The 16,066-nt window shown below is 69.6% G+C and carries 15 protein-coding genes; 5 read left to right on the forward strand and 10 right to left on the reverse strand.

Annotation, left to right across the window (positions count from 1 at the left end; all coding sequences use genetic code 11):
• Positions 1 to 326 precede the first annotated feature (326 nt).
• The 6 genes from AB0395_RS04765 to AB0395_RS04790 form a co-directional block, all read right to left on the reverse strand.
• Positions 327 to 1,631, reverse strand: coding sequence for a M20/M25/M40 family metallo-hydrolase (locus AB0395_RS04765; protein WP_366277114.1), 1,305 nt, complete (start codon positions 1,629 to 1,631; stop codon positions 327 to 329).
• Positions 1,628 to 2,893, reverse strand: a complete 1,266-nt coding sequence (locus AB0395_RS04770; protein ID WP_366277116.1) for an ROK family transcriptional regulator — start codon at positions 2,891 to 2,893, stop codon at positions 1,628 to 1,630. The genes AB0395_RS04765 and AB0395_RS04770 overlap by 4 nt, the downstream gene beginning before the upstream one ends.
• 251 nt (positions 2,894 to 3,144) lie before the next feature.
• On the reverse strand, positions 3,145 to 4,569 hold the full coding sequence (locus tag AB0395_RS04775; RefSeq protein ID WP_366277118.1) for an alkaline phosphatase PhoX: 1,425 nt from the start codon (positions 4,567 to 4,569) through the stop codon (positions 3,145 to 3,147).
• A gap of 280 nt (positions 4,570 to 4,849) precedes the next feature.
• Positions 4,850 to 5,575 (reverse strand): HAD family hydrolase, encoded by a 726-nt coding sequence (locus tag AB0395_RS04780; protein ID WP_366277121.1) that lies wholly within the window; start codon positions 5,573 to 5,575, stop codon positions 4,850 to 4,852.
• 128 nt (positions 5,576 to 5,703) lie between these two features.
• Positions 5,704 to 6,336: a response regulator transcription factor gene (locus tag AB0395_RS04785; protein ID WP_366277124.1), complete on the reverse strand. Its 633-nt coding sequence runs from the start codon at positions 6,334 to 6,336 to the stop codon at positions 5,704 to 5,706.
• Positions 6,324 to 8,282, reverse strand: a complete 1,959-nt coding sequence (locus tag AB0395_RS04790; RefSeq protein WP_366277125.1) for an ATP-binding protein — start codon at positions 8,280 to 8,282, stop codon at positions 6,324 to 6,326. Before AB0395_RS04790 ends, AB0395_RS04785 begins: the two co-directional genes overlap by 13 nt.
• Positions 8,283 to 8,471: 189 nt before the next feature.
• On the opposite strand from AB0395_RS04790, the gene AB0395_RS04795 reads away from it, so the two are divergent.
• Positions 8,472 to 8,924, forward strand: coding sequence for a DUF6294 family protein (locus AB0395_RS04795; RefSeq protein WP_366277127.1), 453 nt, complete (start codon positions 8,472 to 8,474; stop codon positions 8,922 to 8,924).
• A gap of 39 nt (positions 8,925 to 8,963) precedes the next feature.
• Here AB0395_RS04795 and AB0395_RS04800 read toward each other — a convergent pair whose 3' ends face one another.
• From AB0395_RS04800 to AB0395_RS04810, 3 genes are read right to left on the reverse strand one after another with little or no spacing between them, the layout of a single operon-like run.
• Entirely contained in the window at positions 8,964 to 9,374 is a 411-nt protein-coding gene (locus AB0395_RS04800) for a hypothetical protein (RefSeq protein WP_366277128.1), read from the reverse strand.
• Positions 9,371 to 9,994: a methylated-DNA--[protein]-cysteine S-methyltransferase gene (locus AB0395_RS04805; protein ID WP_366277130.1), complete on the reverse strand. Its 624-nt coding sequence runs from the start codon at positions 9,992 to 9,994 to the stop codon at positions 9,371 to 9,373. Before AB0395_RS04805 ends, AB0395_RS04800 begins: the two co-directional genes overlap by 4 nt.
• Positions 9,991 to 10,476, reverse strand: coding sequence for an RNA polymerase sigma factor (locus AB0395_RS04810; RefSeq protein ID WP_366277131.1), 486 nt, complete (start codon positions 10,474 to 10,476; stop codon positions 9,991 to 9,993). The genes AB0395_RS04805 and AB0395_RS04810 overlap by 4 nt, the downstream gene beginning before the upstream one ends.
• 277 nt (positions 10,477 to 10,753) lie before the next feature.
• Here AB0395_RS04810 and AB0395_RS04815 point away from each other — a divergent pair, with 277 nt between their 5' ends.
• The 4 genes from AB0395_RS04815 (at position 10,754) to AB0395_RS04830 (ending at position 14,982) form a co-directional block, all read left to right on the forward strand.
• A complete protein-coding gene (locus tag AB0395_RS04815; protein ID WP_366277132.1) occupies positions 10,754 to 11,776 on the forward strand; it encodes a hypothetical protein in 1,023 nt (340 codons plus the stop codon).
• Between the two features lie 312 nt (positions 11,777 to 12,088).
• On the forward strand, positions 12,089 to 12,475 hold the full coding sequence (locus AB0395_RS04820) for a hypothetical protein (protein ID WP_366277134.1): 387 nt from the start codon (positions 12,089 to 12,091) through the stop codon (positions 12,473 to 12,475).
• A complete protein-coding gene (locus AB0395_RS04825) occupies positions 12,472 to 12,927 on the forward strand; it encodes a hypothetical protein (protein ID WP_366277136.1) in 456 nt (151 codons plus the stop codon). Before AB0395_RS04820 ends, AB0395_RS04825 begins: the two co-directional genes overlap by 4 nt.
• Positions 12,928 to 13,062: 135 nt before the next feature.
• The gene (locus AB0395_RS04830) at positions 13,063 to 14,982 is read left to right on the forward strand and encodes a glycoside hydrolase family 15 protein (protein ID WP_366277138.1); all 1,920 of its coding nucleotides are present in this window, start codon (positions 13,063 to 13,065) and stop codon (positions 14,980 to 14,982) included.
• 70 nt (positions 14,983 to 15,052) lie between these two features.
• Here the strand turns inward: AB0395_RS04830 and AB0395_RS04835 are convergent, their stop codons facing one another.
• Positions 15,053 to 15,898 (reverse strand): universal stress protein, encoded by an 846-nt coding sequence (locus AB0395_RS04835; RefSeq protein WP_366277140.1) that lies wholly within the window; start codon positions 15,896 to 15,898, stop codon positions 15,053 to 15,055.
• Between the last annotated feature and the right edge of the window lie 168 nt (positions 15,899 to 16,066).

Consider the following 16,066-nt stretch of genomic DNA (forward strand, 5'->3'; position numbering starts at 1 on the left):
GCGGTCGCGCTCGGCGGACTGCCTGGGCGCGGGGCGGGGGGTGGGGGCTTCGCGGTACGGCGGCTGCCGCCGGTTTCTGCGAATGTCGTCCGGGGCGGCCGGTCACGGTGCCGCCGGGGGCCGTCTTCTGGGCGAGGGTGGTGGGAGGTCCGGGCCGCCTCGCCGAGGTCGTTCGGGAACGCTCCAGGATGATCTAGGAACGCTCCAAGGTGATCTCGGAACGCTCCAGGACGACCGTCTCCGTACGGGGGTCGCCCGGGTCGGGGGTGTCGCCCCTCCCTTCTCGGCCGGTTCGGCCCAGGTCGTCTGGACCGGGTGACGCGCTCTCACCGGTCGGCGTCGTTCGTCGGGGAAGCGGACGTCTCGGGTTCCACCTCGGAGACGCCGCAGTAGTCGGCGATGAAGGTGGCGAAGACGCTGACGGCGTCCAGATACTCGTCGACCGCGACGCGCTCGTCGAACGTGTGACAGTTGCGGATGTCCCCGGGTGCGCAGTACACCGCAGGAATGTCCAGCTGCTTGGCCAGGAACGGGGTCTCCGACCAGTACGGCGCGCCCTGTACGGCTCCGCGGTCGGGACGCACCCGCCGTACGGCGTCCTGCAACCGGACCACACCGCTGATCGCCGGGTCGGTCTCGTTGGGCGTGCCACCGACGGAGTGGTCGCGCGGAGCGGTGTAGGCGATGGTCGTCTTCACCCGCTCGTCGGTGACCGCGGCGGCCACGACGGCGTCCAGCTCGGCTCTGGCCTCGTCCAGGCTCTCGCCGGGCAGCAGCTTTCTGATCAGGTCGATCCGGCACTCGCCGGGAACGGCGATGTACCCGCCGCCGGTGATACCGGTGACCAGCAGGAACGGCCGCCCGACCAGCTCGTGTTCCGCGCGCAGCTCCAGCTCGGCCGTGTGCGCCCACAGCGCGGAGAGCATCTCGTGCGCGGCGCGGAGCGCGTCCACCCCGAGTTCCGGGGCACCGAAGTACGCGGATTTACCCTCAAGCGTGATCTCGGCGATGAGGAAACCCATCTGGGCGGTGTAGACGTGCAGCTGCGTGGGCTCGACGTACACCGCGAACTCGGGCCGGGGGATCTCACCGCGTGCGATCCGCGGCACCACGTCCTTGATGCCCGCGCTGACGCCGCTGCCGGGCTCGCCGCTCTCCTCGTCGCCGACGAACACCGCGCTCACATCCCCGCGCGGGGCGAGGCCCGCGCGGCGCAGCGTCTTGAGGGCGCTGATCACCGTGCAGATGCCGGCCTTCAGGTCACCCACGCCGCGTCCCCACACGTGGCCGTCGACGACGGCGCCGCTGAACGGGTTCTCCCGCACGTCGCCGCGCCAGTGCTCCTCCCAGCCGCGTACGTGCACGGTGTCGAGATGACCGAGGAACATCAGTCCCGGTCCACCGCCCGTGCCGCGGGTCACGCCCCAGACGTTCGGCCTGCCCGGCGCGAAGTCCGTCACGGTGACGTCCCCGGCTCCCGCGTCGGTGAGGTGTTCGGCCACGAGGCGGGCGAAGGCGTCCTCGTCACCGGTCACGCTCGGCGTCGCGACCGCCTGCCGGAGCAGTTCGAGGGCCTCGTCGCGGTCCACCGCGGCGCGGATCCGGTCGTGGACACTGCTTTCTCCGGTCATGATGTGCTCCCGGACTCAGTGTTCGCCACAGTGTTCGCCACAGTGGGCGACGCGATGGTGATGTCGTTGGAGGGGATGGGCAGCACCAGCGGTGCGACCGGGCTGGTCGCCCCGAGCAGGTCCCGGTGCGCGGCTCGCAGTGCCAGCGCGAGGGCCCCGATCAGCGAAGCCCGATGGCCGAGAATGCTGGTGTGCACCTCAGGCGGCTGCAGCATCAGCCGGCCAAGCCAGGTCCGCACCGGGTCGAGCAGCTCGGGGCGGGACCCGATCCCCCCGCCGAGCACTACAAGTTCCGGATCGAGCACGCTGGCCACCGCGCAGACCGCCTGGGCGATGAGCCGCCCCTCGTCGTCGAGGACCTGCTGGGCGAGCGCGTCACCGTTCGCCGCGGCGTCGAAGAGTTCCGGGACGCCGAGCTTCGCGCCGCCCGCTTCGACGTACCGGCGCACCAGGCCGGCACCGGCGGCGGCCTCCTCGAAGGCGCCCTTCACCTGGTTGGCCGGGTCGAACGCGTCGGCCCCGAGAGGGAGGTAGCAGATCTCCCCGGCCGCGCCGCGCGCACCGCGACGGATCTCGTCGTCGACCACCAGGCCCATGCCGACGCCGGTGCCGATCGCGACGAACACGAAGTCACTGCTGTCCTGGCCAAGCCCCTGCCAGTGCTCGCCGAGCACCGCCATGTTGACGTCGTTGTCCAGCAGGACCGGAACGCCCAGCAGAGCGTTGAGATCCTCGCCCACGTGCAGATCTCCGAAGACCGGGATGTTGGCGGCGAAGTCCATCACCCCGGTCTGCGGGTTCGGCACCCCCGGCGAACCGATCCCGACGCAGCGCACCGCGTCCCACGACGCCTCGGTCAGGGCGGCCAGTCGCCGGCTCAGCGCGGTGATCTGCTCGATCACGTGCCGCCCGCCCCGCACGTCGGTCGGCTCGACCAGCTCGTGCAGCACCTCGCCACCCAGGTCGGCGATTCCCGCGCGCAGCTTGGTGCCGCCCAGGTCGACTCCGATCACGAATCCCGAGCGCGGGTTGAACTCGTAGGCCACCGGACTGCGGCCGACCCGCCCATGCACCCGGCCGGTCTCCCGGACCCACCCGGCCCGCTCCAGCTCACGGACTATCTCCGACACGGTCTGCTTCGACAGCGCCGATCGGCGTGCCAGCTCGACTCGGGTCACCGGTCCGGCATGGATGATCAACTGCAGTAGCGACTGGCTGTTCACCTGCCGCAGCAGTGGACCCGCATGAGTGATCTCTTGCACGATGATCCATTCGTTCGGAAAGTTGACGAACAGATTCGCTCTTTCGGCCGTACGTGTCAATAGGGGGACCGCGCATACTTGCGCCGTGACCGAACTGTGCACCGCCGAGACGGGGGGCTCCGTGGCCGTGCGCGGACTTTCGCGCCCCTGACACCCGGCGACGTCAGGTCACTTCAGGTCAATTCAGGGGAAAACACAACACCGTCCCGGCCGATGGCCGGGACGGTGCGATGTCTGCGGTCGTGCGACGGTCAGTGGTCGTGGTGGCCGTCGTTGTCCAGCCTGCCCCAGGGGCCGGTGATCGCGAACACGTAGCCGGGGGTCTGGATGTTGGCGAACAGGATCCTGCCGTCAGCGCTGAAGGTCGGGCCGGTGAACTCGCTGTCGTTGAGCTCGTTACGGGCCAGCGGGTAGACCTGGCCGCGCTTGGTCACGCCGACCAGGTGCGAGAGGCCCTCGCCGTCCTCGGCCAGGATGACTCCGCCGTACGGCGAGACCGTGATGTTGTCCGGTCCGTCGTAGTTGGTGTCCTGCGTCGGGTCGGGGTTGACCCCGAAGATCGTCTTGAGGGTGATCGTCTCCGACTTGGGGTCGTAGAACCACACCTGCCCGTCGTGCTCGTTGACGCTGCCGTCGCTGGTGCGGGCGTAGCTGGAGACGAAGTAGGCGCCGCCGTCTCCCCACCAGGCGCCCTCAAGCTTGCGGGCCCGGGTCACCTGGTCGTCGGTGAACTGCTTGCGCACCGAGACCGTCGCGGCGTCGCGGTCAGGCACGGCGACCCACTGCACCCGGTAGCGGGTGCCGGGCTGGGTGGCCTCGGACAGGTCGGCGATGTGCTTGGTGCCCTTGAAGCAGCTCATGGCCTCCAGGGTGCCCGCGGTCGCGCCGTTCTGGCCGAGCGCGAGCGCCTTGAGCTCGCCCTTGCGGCCACGGAAGTGCCTGGGCGGGGTCCAGCGGAAGTACAGGCCGTGCGGGCCGTTCGCGTCCTCGGTCTCGTAGATCGTGGAGGTGTGCGGGTCGACCGCAACGGCCTCGTGGGAGAACCTGCCCAGGAACTTCAGCGGCACCGGGTTGAGGTTGGCGTCGCGGTCGAACGGGTCGACCTCGAAGACGTACCCGTGGTCCTTCTGGAACGCTCCGCCCGCGCGCTGCTCGGTCTCCTCACAGGTCAGCCAGGTGTCCCAGGGGGTGATGCCGCCCGCGCAGTTGTTGTGCGTGCCGGCCACGCTGACGTACTCGCGGACCCGGTTTCCCCGCCGGTCGACCTCGATGTTGGTGGTTCCGCCGTGTGCGCCGGGGTCGTAGGTCAGGCCGGGCAGCGCGGGCACGGAGTACGGCTCTCCGCCGCCGATCTCGTGGTTGTTGACCAGGACGGACAGGCCGCCGTGTCCCTGGAAGAAGCCGGTGCCGTCGGCGTCGCTCGGCGTCGGCTCCCCTGACTCGAGCAGCGTCTTGCCCGCCTGGGCGACGATCTTGTAGGAGAAGCCACGGGGGAGGGCGAGCAGCCCGGCCGGGTCCGCGACGACGGGGCCGTAGCCCGCCGCGCCAAGGCCGGCCTGAGCGGTCTGGGCGACGGCCGGTCCCGCGATGGCCTCGATGCTGCCGACGATGGCAATGCCCAGGCCACCTGCCGCCCCGGAACGCAGCAGGTCACGGCGAGAGATCGGGGAAGTCATAGGGGCACCTTTTTCGCACGGTGTGGAAGGTTGTGACTGGACTCAAATCCTCTGGTCTGAACGGTCCTTTCCCTGATGCGGTCGTCACAGTGAACGCGCGACGAACGCTCGTCGCGGTACCGGATCCCGCTCCGTATCTCCTTGACTACCAGGCGGTGCCGAGATGTGTGTGGATCTTGCCAGGACTTTGCGTTCCGCGCCCATCGTGCCCACCGGGTCTCCTCGTGGAAATCGGCGTTCGGCCGCCGCCTCTTTCGCTCATCCGAGTCAAACATCCGCGTCAGCCGTCCGAGGTGAGTTCGGTGAGAAGGGCGGGAAGTTCCCGAAGGGTGCGCACGACGGGGAGTTCGGTTCGCGCGGGGGTGCCCGCGCGGTTCAGCCAGATGCCAAGCAGCCCCGCCGCGCTCGCGGCGGCCGCGTCGGTGTCGAGCCTGTCTCCGACGTAGACCACCTCGGATGGGAGCAGGCCGATCGCCTCGCAGGCCAGGTGGAAGATCCTCGCCTCCGGTTTGGCGACGCCGACGTCGCTTGAGGCGACCAGCACGGGCAGCGCCGCGCTCAGCCCGGCCCGGTCGACCTTGTCGCGCTGCTGCCCGGCCTCGCCGTTGGTGAGGATCCCGAGCCGCAGCTCAGGCCGTTCCTCAGTCAGTGCGCCGAGGCTCGCCAGAACGTCGGGGAAGGCCCTCCACGCGGACTCGTAGTGTCGCAGGTAGCCCGCGAACCAGGCGTCCGCCTTCTGCTCGTCCCAGATTCCCAGGCCGAGCTCGGCGACGAGGGTCGTGATGCGCAGGCGGCGCTGTCCGGCGAAGGTGAGCTCACCGGCGAGGTAGCGGTCCATGGCGTGGTGTTCGAGCTCCGACCAGCGGCGTCGCGCGGTCTCGTGGTCGACGCCCGCCGATCCCGTGACCGCCGTGAGCGCCGTCGCGAACGCCGTCGCGGCGGCCGTTTCGTGGTCGACCAGCGTGCCGTCGAGATCGAACAGGAGCCCTTTGATCATTCGGGTCATGCGCTTCCTGTACCCGCTCGCCGGTGTGATCGCCGCCTTCGCGGCTCCGACGCCGGGGAGAATGGGCGGGCGCATGAGCGAGATGTGGACCTACCACAGGAACACGCCGTGACCCGTGTCCGGGGCGGTCAGCCCGTGAGGTAGGCGAGCACCGCCAGGACGCGGCGGTTGTGCTCCTCACCCGGCGTGAGTCCCAGTTTCGCCAGGATCGAGGCGACATGGGCCTCCACGGTCCGCTCGGTCAGCCACAGGTGCCGTGCGATGCCCAGGTTCGTACGGCCCTCGGCCATCAGGCCCAGGACCTCCGACTCGCGGGGGGTCAGCGAGGCGAGCGGATCGCGGCGGGCGCCGAGCATGCGGGCGACCACTTCCGGGTCGAGCGCGGAACCGCCTGCGGCGACCCGGCGCAACGCCTCAAGAAAGTCGTCCACGTCGAGGACACGGTCCTTCAGGAGATAGCCGAAACGGCCCTGTGAGACGAGTTCCACGCTGTTGCGGGTCTCGATGTGCTGGGAGAGCAGCACGATGCCGAGGTCGGGGAGCGTGTTCCGGATCAGTCTGGCGGCACGGGCGCCGTCGTCGGTGAGGTCGGGCGGCATCCGGATGTCGATGACGGCCAGGTCGGGCCGGGTCTCGGTCACGGCCTCGACGAGTGTGGGCGCGTCGGCGGCGCGGGCGACGATCTCGTGGCCCGCGTCCGCGAGAAGCCTGGCCAGGCCTTCCCGGAACAGGACGGAGTCCTCACCGATCACGATGCGCATGGCAACACCGCCTCCACTGTCGTGCCGCCGTCGGGCGCGCTGGTGATGTGTAGTCGTCCGCCGAGCGCGGCGACTCGGTCCTTGAGCCCGGAGAGCCCCGACCCCTTGCCGGGGTCGGCGCCGCCGCGCCCGTCGTCCTGGACGGTGACGCGCAACGCCCCATCCTCGTCGTCGCCGACGACGATGTCGATCTCCGTTGCGTCGGCGTGCTTGACGGCGTTCGTGACGGCCTCGCTGGCGACGAAGTACGCCGTGGTGGCGATGTCGTCGGGCAGCCTGCGCCCGTCGAGCCGCCATTCGAGCCGTACCGGAGACCGGATGGCGAGGGCCTCAAGGGCGGGGCCGAGCCCGTCGTCGAGGGAACTCGGCCGCAGCCCGTGCGCGAGCTCGCGCAGCTCCACGACGGCCGTGCCCAGCTCGGCGACGGCCTGGTCGAGGAGCCCGTTGACGTCGACGCTGCCGTTGCCCAGGTGGCGCTGGGCGAGCCGCAGCGTCATGCCGAGGGTGACCAGCCGGGACTGGGCACCGTCGTGCAGGTCCTGTTCCAGGCGGCGCCGTTCGCGGTATCCGGCGCGCAGGATCCGGCTGCGACTGGCCTCGACCTCGCTCAGAGCCTGGCGGAGTTCGAGCCGGAGCCTTACGGTCTCGACGAGTGGCGCGCCTGCGGTTGCGACCTCGTGCGGGCACGATCCTTCGATCATCCCGATCGGGCGCCCGGCCAGCCGTACCTCGACTCCGGACGTCACCGGTGCGCCCGCCGTGTCGTGAAATCCCGTTCCGCCCGGCAGGAGGAAACCGATCCGCAACCGTGGTTCGCGCAGTGCCTCCCGCAGCACTTCTTCGAGCTGCTCGGGTCGTGCCTGTCCAGCGTGGACTTGGCGCTCCAGCGCCGCCACGGCCGCCAGCGCCCGTTCCCGCACGGGGTAGAAGCGCCGGTCGACCCATTGGCGCACCCGCTTCTTCGCCGGTACGAGGACGACGGCGATCAGCGCCGTCACCGCGGCCGCAGTCACCGCGCTGTCGCGCCCAAGCGCGAGACCGCCGGCGAAGGAGACGGCGCTGTAGACCGCGAGCAGGCCTGTGGTCACGATGCCCCAGGTGACGACGGCGCTGGTGGCACGGTCCACGTCGTACAGGTCGTGGCGCAGGATCGCGAGTGTGGTGAGAGAGGGCACGCCGAGGTAGAGGGAGACCAGACCGATCACGCTGAGGAAACCGACCTGGCCGAACAGGAGAGAGTCGGCCCAGCAGAGCAGGAGTGTGCCGGGCAGGGCCACGGCACCCAGCGTGAACCACTTCACCTGCGCCCGCTCGACCGGGCCCGCGGCACGATAGCGGCGGCGCATCACCAGGACCGTGGAGACCAGCAGCACCATGAACAGCAGGAGCGGTATCGCCCAGATCCAGCCCAGTGACGCGGGCAGGGTCGGCAGCGGATGCCCGTACCCCTGGAAGGGCGGAGGGTACGGTGACGGATCCAGGGTGATCAGGACGATGGTGAGCAGCGTGTCGGCCAGCACCCCGTACAGCACCAGGCGGGGGAAACGGCCCCGCGGCGGCCTCCCGTCGGGGAAGATCAGCACCAGCGACATGACCGGCGCGTACCAGAGCACCCACAGGCCCGTGGCGAGCTGGTGGACCGCTTCGGCGCCCGGCAGCAGGCCGGGACGGGCGAGGCTCACGCTGTCATAGATGTCGGTCAGCGCGATCAGCGGAGGCACCAGCCCGATCAGGGTGAGCAGGAAGCCGACCGGATTGGCGGGATGCCGCCGGGAGACGAACAGGCCGAGACCGGTGGAGAACGCCCCGGTGACGACGACCGTCAGAAAGCCGGTCACACCTGCCGCCGAGAGGCCCGGATCGAGGGACAGCAGCGCGCAGTCGGCGACGGTCACCGCCGTGGCGAGCAGCGCGGTCGCTGAGGAGAGATCACGGGGCCGGGGCATGGGCCAACGCTAGAGGAGGACAGGCCCCTACGACATCCGTGCTAACACCCAGCCCGTTTTCCGCGCCAGCCTCGAAGCGGCCCGCACGCCTCCCGGGCGACAGTTCAGTCACAGACCCGACCGAAAGACACGGACGGGGAGGCGGAAACTCTCCGCCCGGAGCCCAGAAGAAAGGGAAGTCTCGTGCGCATGATCCGCAGGATGGTAAGTACGGCCACGGTCGCGGGAGCCCTGGCCATCGGACTGATCTCCCCGGCCCCGGCATCGGCCACGGCCGCGGGGTCGGCAGGCGCGCTCTACCCCAAGGTCTTCACCTGGAACAACGGTCTGCGGGCCGGCGACTGCACGATGTTCCAGGGCGCGAAGTGGACCCTGTACCCGAACGGCACGGCGACGTTCGACGCCACGGTCACCAGCGGCGACAACAACGACGCCTGGCTGATGTGGGTGAACATCCAGGACGAAAACAAGGCCGTGCTCGGCAGGCTGGTCAACAACAACATCCAGGACCCCGCCGACCGGAGCAAGTTCGTCATGAACCTGCCCGACCGCACCCAGCGGTACCGGTGGTTCGCCTCGGGCTGGTTCAACCCGGCCAAGTTCAACCTCATCAAGTCCCTGCGGATGGACAAGCACTGCTGAGTCCAGGCTGCACCGAGCCGTACCCGCGGCGGCGGTCGGTCACCCGTTATGGGGGTGTCCGCACCGCCGCCGCGCGGGACGCAGCAACGCCTGCCGTAACCGCCCGACCAACTCGGGGAACGGGCGGCCGAAGTAGCGGTACTGGCCGGATCCGAACCGGTAGCGGGCCATGTCGACGGTTGACCGGAAGCGCCCCGCCTCCTCGTACAGGCCGGAGACGCTCTCGCACTCGGCGGGGGTGAGAATCCGTGGAGTCAAGGCACATCCGTGCGCGTCGAGCTCCTCGGCCGGCGCCGCCCAGCCGACCTGGCCGACCCGGCTCGCCGGATCGGCCGTCAGGTCGATCCCGGTCTCCCCGGCCGCGGTCCCTCCTCTCACGGTCGGGTCGCTCACGGCCCGGCCGGTCGCGATCCCGTCTGTCATGGTCGCGCCGTCGTTCCCGCCGCTCATACCGCGGCCTCCAGTCCCAGCAGGGCCTTCTTCGCCTCCGTGCCGCCGACGTACTGGCCGATGGTGCCGTCGCTACGCACCACGCGGTGGCAGGGCACCACGATCGGCAGCGGGTTGGTCGCGCACGCCGTACCGACGGCGCGCACCGCTCTGGGGCTGCCCGCCGCCTGGGCGACGGTCGCGTAGCTCGCGGTCGCGCCGTACCCGATCTCTCTCAGGTGCGACAGGACGGTACGGCGGAAGCCGCGTGCGAGCCGGAAGTCCAGCGGCAGGTCGAACAGGTGGCGTCGACCCGCGAAGTACTCCTCCAGCTCCCTGGCCGTGCCGTCCAGACGCGCGGGGGCGCGCAGCACCCGGGGGCTGACGTCCGTGGCGAGCTGCTCCAGGACCTTCTCGTGGTCCTCGCGGGCATAGGCGACGCGCACCAGGCCCTCGCCGGTCGCGGCCAGCAGCAGCGAGCCGACCGGGGTTTCCAGCGTGCGGTACGCGACGTCCAGGATGCCCGTCCGGTCGGAGGCAGCGGCGAGGCGGGCGTGCAGCCGGGCCTGGGTCTCCTCATCGACGCCGGGCAGTGCGGCGAACAGGTCGCCGTCGAGGGGCGGTCGGTTCGTGGTCGTCATCGGGTCTCTCCTCTCCCGTAGGTTTTGCGCAGGGCGGCGATGCCGTCGGCCGCCGCTCTGCGGGCGGCCTCGGCGCTACCGCCGACCATCTGGGCCACCTCCGCGTACGGCAGGCCCGCCAGGTAGTGGTAGGCGATGGTCTGGCGCTGTTTGAGCGGCAGCGTCTTGAGCTCGTCCAGCAGGTCGCGCTCCTCGCCGCCGGGCAGCCCGTCGACGCTGGGCACCTCGGGCACCCGCTCTGTCGGGACCGCCCTCCGGGACTCCGCACGAACCTGGTCGATGGCCTTGTGATGGGCGATCGTGACCAGCCATGCCTCGACGTCGCTGTCCAGCGGCAGGTCGGGATAGGCCCGCATCGCCGCGAGGAACGTCTCGGACCAGGCGTCCTCTGCGGTGGCCGTGTGACCCAGTACGGCACGGCACACCCGCAGTACCATCGGCCCGTACCTGGCCACGATCACTTCGAAGGGTTGCTGTCTCACACCTGGTAAACGTTCCCCGGCCGCCGAATGTGAGGTCGCTCGGCCGGGTTTTCCCGCCTCCCGTTTTCCGCCTGTCCAGACGGCCGGAGAACACGGAGATCGGTGGGACACGCCCGCGGACGGCCAAGCGGAATCCCGGATTACCGCTTTACCGCACGGATTTCCAGTCGAAACTCTGCTTAAAGTTGTATTTCCGGTATGTCGTACGGATGATTGATCGTGGCTCTTGTGTTTTTCGCTCGTCTGAGCAAACGCGAAGTGCTAAACATGGCCTTCTATGAGAATCTTCCGACGCCGTAAAGGCGGACAAACTGTCGGCGGTGCCTTCGTCGTCGGGCGTGTCTGGAAGGACATCGCCCTTGATGTCGCCGTCGAGGCGGTTGAGGAGGGCTATCTCAACGCCGGGATCGCCCTTCTCGGTGAGACTCATCGTGACCCCGAACTGCGCTCGCTGCGGCTCGACGCGCTCAGCCGCGCCGCGGTGGGCAGGAGCCAGGGAATCGCCGAGCTGCTCGACGGGTCCCGTGACAGGGCGGACATCCTGTTGTGGCTTGGCCGTACGGTCATCGACGAGGCCTGGGCCATCCGCGGTGGCAGCTTCGCCGAGAGCATCGGCGAGGACCGGTACAAGATGTTCTTCGCCACCTTGTCGGGTGCTCACGACCCCCTCATGGAGGCGGCGAGGCTGCGTCCCGACGACCCCGTGCCGTGGGAGTCCATGATCTGGTTCGCCATGGGCATGCAGTTCGACCGCGTGGAGGAGGAGGTGATCTGGGAGGAGACCGTTTCCCGGTCCGACACGCTGTTCTCCGCCCACTGGGCCAGGCTGCAGGCGCTGACCGAGAAGTGGGGCGGCTCCCACGAGGAGATGTTCGCCCACGCCCGCGACGCGGTGGCGATCGCACCTGCGGGGCATCCGCTCACGGCGATGCTGGCGCTGGCGCACCTGGAGCATCTGCTCGCCGAGGAGCGCCGCCTCGTGCTGGAGAACAAGATGATGGCCTATGTGAGGTTCGGCATGAAGTACTTCTCCGAACAGGTCGTCGACGAGCTCAAGGAGGCGGAACGCCGCTGGACGGCCCACGCGACGCCGCACCCTCGTGACCTGGAGGCCCATCACCTGTTCGGGGCGATCTTCATGCGCGAGACCACCACGCACGACCTCGCGGCCAGGCATCTCAGGCAGGTGGGCAACCGCGTCGGGCGCGGCGCTCCGTGGAGCTATCAGGGCGATCCCGCAGAGGAACTCGCCGCCGCGATGAGAAAGCTCAGAATCCCCCTCCCCGCCTCCGACGCCTGATCGCGGGGGCTCTCTCCGGCACCGGCCGCCGCTTTCCCCGGCACCGGCCGCCGACCGCTTCCGCCGGTGTCGTCCGCGGCTTTCCCGCGCACGTTCCGTGATGGCCTGGCACATCATGAGAACTTTACGATCAGCACATCATGAGGACCCTAGGATCAGCAGGTCACCGTGGGGGCCTTGATGGAAGGGAAGAGCGCGACAACGCCCGCCGGAACGGTCCATTCTCATCTGATCCTCATGCTTCACAGAGACTCGTCTGAGACGGTTCGGTCAGCCTTCACGTGACAAGGACTCGAATAAGGACGGCTCACCGTGAAAGCAGTTAAAACAAAGCTGGTCGTGACGGCGCTCGCCGCCTGTCTCTCCCTCGCCGCCTGCGGCGGATCCTCCTCGGCCCAGGACTCTCCCTCCGCGACCGCCACGGGCGGATCAGCGTCGCAGGCGTCCTCGCCCGACCCGGCGACGGGCGGATCCTCCCAGGTCACGAAGGTCTCCGCGAACACCGCGAGCGAGGCCGAGATCGCCGGAGCGCTCGGGGCCGCGGGCGTGCCCAACCCGGAACGGTGGGCCAGGGAGGTCGTCGAGTATCGGCCCTACGCCGCCGACGACCCCGACCTCACCTCGCTACGCCAGAACCTCGCCAAATACAACCCGGGAGAGGAGACCGTCAACAAGATCGTCTCCGCGCTGACCCCGTGAGCGCCGGTTTCCTGACGCTGCGCCGGGGGCTCATCGGGGTGAGCGCGCTCGGCGTTCTCGGCACCGCCTTCGAGCTCGCCACAGAACAGCACTGGAAGAACTGGGAGCAGCTGGTCCCCTGGGCGGCGCTGGCCGTCCTCGTCGTCGCGGGCGTGCTACTCGCCCTCTCGGACTCGCCGAAGACGGTCAGGGTGGTCAGGGCGCTCGCGCTGGCCGTACTGGTTGCGGCGGTTTTCGGTGTCTACGCGCACGTGGCCGCGAACTACGACGCAGGCCCTCTCGACCAGGGCTACGCCACCACCTGGGAGACCCTGCCCGGAGCGCTGCGCTGGTGGTACGCGCTGACCAAGTCGGTGGGGCCCGCGCCGTCCCTCGCGCCTGGCGCGCTCGCCCAGACCGCGCTCGTCCTGCTGTTCGCCTCCCTGGCCCGCGACCGGGAACGGACCGGCTGAGGCTTTCCTACCTGCGCTTTCGTGCCTAAAGTGGAGGTTGACGATCGGCGTTGGCCTCGCCGCCGCTGGTCGTCGCGCCGCCGGGGCCCGTTGGTTGTCAACTGGACGAGGTCTCTGGGGAAAGCAGGTCATCGCATGACGGTGAATTCCTCGGTAGGCGTGTTCTGCGACTGTTCTCCGTTCCCCCCCATCGCCGACTACGCCTTCCTTTCCGACTGCGAGGCCACCGCGCTGGTCGCGCCGAGCGGCAACGTCGAATGGCTGTGCCTGCCCCGGATGGACTCGCCCAGTGTGTTCGCCGCCATCCTGGACCGGGACGCCGGAGGCTTCCGCCTGGGGCCCGCCGATCTCAGGGTGCCCGCGGCGCGCCGCTACCTGCCGGGCACCATGGTGCTCGAGACGAGCTGGGGCACCCCGACCGGCTGGATCATCGTGCGCGACCTGCTGGTCATCGGCCCATGGCACCACGACGACGAGCTGTCGCACACCCACCGCAGGGCGCCGACCGACTACGACGCGAGCCACGTGCTGCTGCGCACGGTGCGCTGCGTCAGCGGAGAGGTGCAGGTCACGCTGGACTGCGAGCCGATGTTCGACTACGGCCGCAAACCGGCCCGCTGGTCCTACACCGACAGGGGCTACCACCAGGGCATCGCCAGGGCCGAGGAGGAGAGCCTGGAGCTCAGGCTCACCACCGACATGCGGCTGGGGTTCGAGGGGACGCGGGCGACGGCGCGCACCCTGCTGAGGGAGGGCGAGACGCGCTTCTGCGCGCTCACCTGGACCCCCCACGAGCCGCCCTACACCTTCGAGGAGGCGTACGGCAGGCTCGTGTGGACCGCCCACCACTGGCAGCACTGGCTCGCCAGGGGAGACTTCCCGGATCACCCGTGGCGGAGTTTCCTGGAACGCAGCGCGCTCACCCTGAAGGGCCTGACCTTCGCCCCGAGTGGCGCGCTGATCGCGGCGGCGACCACCTCCCTGCCGGAGGTGCCGGGCGGAGACCGCAACTGGGACTACCGCTACAGCTGGATCCGGGACTCGACCTTCGCCCTCTGGGGCCTGTACACGCTGGGGTTCGACTGGGAGGCGGACGACTTCTTCTGGTTCATCGCCGACGTCGCGGAGCGGGACGAGGAACTGCAGATCATGTACGGCGTCGACGGCGAACGCATCCTGGAGGAGTACATCCTCGACAACCTCGACGGATACGAGGGGGCCAGGCCCGTCCGCGTCGGCAACGCCGCCTACAACCACCGGCAGAACGACGTCTGGGGAGCGGTCCTCGACTCCTTCTACATCCACACCCGGTCGAGGGATCGTCTGGACGAGCGGATGTGGCCCGTGCTGAGGCGGCAGGTCGAATCCGCCATCACGTACTGGCGCGAGGCCGACCGGGGCATCTGGGAGGTGCGCGGTGAGCCCAAGCACTTCACCACCTCGAAGGTCATGTGCTGGGTCGCGACCGACAGGGGGGCGCGGCTCGCCAGGCTCCGCCAGGACATGGTCCTGGCCACGCGCTGGCAGGAGATCGCGAACGAGATCCACGCCGACGTGTGCGCCAACGGCGTCAACGAGCGGGGGATCTTCAAGCAGCACTACGAGACCGACGCCCTGGACGCCTCACTCCTGCTCATCCCGCTGGTCGGCTTCCTGCCGCCGGACGACCCCAGGGTCCGCAACACCGTCCTGGCCATCGCCGACGAGTTGACGATCGACGACATGGTCCTTCGCTACCTGCCCAAGGAGACCGACGACGGCCTGGCGGGGGAGGAGGGGACCTTCACGATCTGCTCGTTCTGGCTCGTGTCCGCGCTGACGGAGATCGGGGAGCACTCAAGGGCGCGCAGGCTCTGCGAGAAGGTGCTCTCCTTCGCCAGCCCGCTCGGCCTCTACGCCGAGGAGATCGATCCCGTCAGCGGGCGTCACCTGGGCAACTTCCCCCAGGCCTTCACCCACCTCGCCCTCATCAACGCGGTCATCCACATCATCAGGGCCGAGCGCGGCAGGTTCGGCGGCAGGACGTGGCAGCACTCAGAGACGGAGTCACTGTGACATGCCCGAGCCTGTGACCTGCCCCGAGTCTGTGAGGTGCTCCGGGGCCCGGGTCCCGGTGACCGGGTGATCACCGGGAGACTTTGACGGGCCTCTGCGAAGGAATCACGATGACCGGGCAGGACGCCCCGCGCAGCAGTGCCTGGCAGACCGGGCCGAGTGGCAGCTCGACCGGGTCGGTCCGCGCGCGGTCGCCGATCAGCACCACGTCCGCCTCCCGCGCCGCCTGCTGGAGCGCCGTGATGTGGGAGTCGCTCTCGACCGCGGTCTCCACGGTCACCTCCGCGTACTTCTCCTCCCAGACCGCGATGGCCTGGTGGAACCGGGTCGCGAACTCCCGGGTGTCCTCCACGTCCTCGGGGCTCAGGCAGATCGCCCGCAGCGGCGCCTTGCGCAGCCGCGCCTCCTCGAACGCCAGTCCGAGCTCGGACCGTTCCGGAGCCGTGCCGTCCACTCCGACGACCACCCGGTTCGCGCGCGGGTGCGGCTGCTCCCTGACGACGGCGACCGGGCAGTAGGCGTGCGCGGCGAGCTGGACCGCGGTCGAGCCGATCTGCAGTTCGGCGAAGCCGCCCGAGCCGCGGCTGCCGACCACCAGCAGGTCCGCGAGGCCCGACTCGCTCATCAGGACGACGGACGGCGACCCCGTGTCCAGCCGTGTCCTGACCTCGAGGCGGTGAGCCAGATCACGGGCCAGGATCACGCCCCTCTCGAGCACCTGCTGGCCCATACGCCGTATGGTGTCCATGCTGGCCGAGGAGAGCGGCATCCCCGAGGACCACTGCCAGGCGTGGCAGACGACCAGGGGGACGAAGCGCAGCCGGGCCTCCTCGACGGCCCACCTGAGAGCCCGCTCGCTCGCCGTCGAACCGTCATATCCGGCGACCACCGGTCGCGGGTCGGCCTTGTCTCGCATCGCGGTCCCCTCCCCCTGAGTCCCTAATCTCCATCCTTGTTCCATTCGTCGGCCGTGGCGACCAGCACGCCGTAATGGCTTCCCCCGAGTACGGCCGAAACCGGTCGGTGAACGCGCAGGTCATCGCCGGTCTCCCGGCGAGCGCACGGATTGGATGGGGTGGATGGA

This window comes from Streptosporangium sp. NPDC051023 (assembly GCF_040689595.1).
Taxonomy (GTDB): domain Bacteria; phylum Actinomycetota; class Actinomycetes; order Streptosporangiales; family Streptosporangiaceae; genus Streptosporangium.

Bases quoted from the DNA above. Each gene is read 5' to 3' on its own strand.
- AB0395_RS04830 (WP_366277138.1), top strand. From the start codon at position 13,063: ATGACGGTGAATTCCTCGGTAGGCGTGTTCTGCGACTGTTCTCCGTTC.
- AB0395_RS04780 (WP_366277121.1), bottom strand. From the start codon at position 5,575: ATGACCCGAATGATCAAAGGGCTCCTGTTCGATCTCGACGGCACGCTG.
- AB0395_RS04800 (WP_366277128.1), bottom strand. From the start codon at position 9,374: ATGAGCGGCGGGAACGACGGCGCGACCATGACAGACGGGATCGCGACC.
- AB0395_RS04805 (WP_366277130.1), bottom strand. From the start codon at position 9,994: ATGACGACCACGAACCGACCGCCCCTCGACGGCGACCTGTTCGCCGCA.
- AB0395_RS04835 (WP_366277140.1), bottom strand. From the start codon at position 15,898: ATGCGAGACAAGGCCGACCCGCGACCGGTGGTCGCCGGATATGACGGT.
- AB0395_RS04775 (WP_366277118.1), bottom strand. From the start codon at position 4,569: ATGACTTCCCCGATCTCTCGCCGTGACCTGCTGCGTTCCGGGGCGGCA.
- AB0395_RS04815 (WP_366277132.1), top strand. From the start codon at position 10,754: ATGAGAATCTTCCGACGCCGTAAAGGCGGACAAACTGTCGGCGGTGCC.
- AB0395_RS04785 (WP_366277124.1), bottom strand. From the start codon at position 6,336: ATGCGCATCGTGATCGGTGAGGACTCCGTCCTGTTCCGGGAAGGCCTG.
- AB0395_RS04790 (WP_366277125.1), bottom strand. From the start codon at position 8,282: ATGCCCCGGCCCCGTGATCTCTCCTCAGCGACCGCGCTGCTCGCCACG.
- AB0395_RS04795 (WP_366277127.1), top strand. From the start codon at position 8,472: ATGATCCGCAGGATGGTAAGTACGGCCACGGTCGCGGGAGCCCTGGCC.
- AB0395_RS04765 (WP_366277114.1), bottom strand. From the start codon at position 1,631: ATGACCGGAGAAAGCAGTGTCCACGACCGGATCCGCGCCGCGGTGGAC.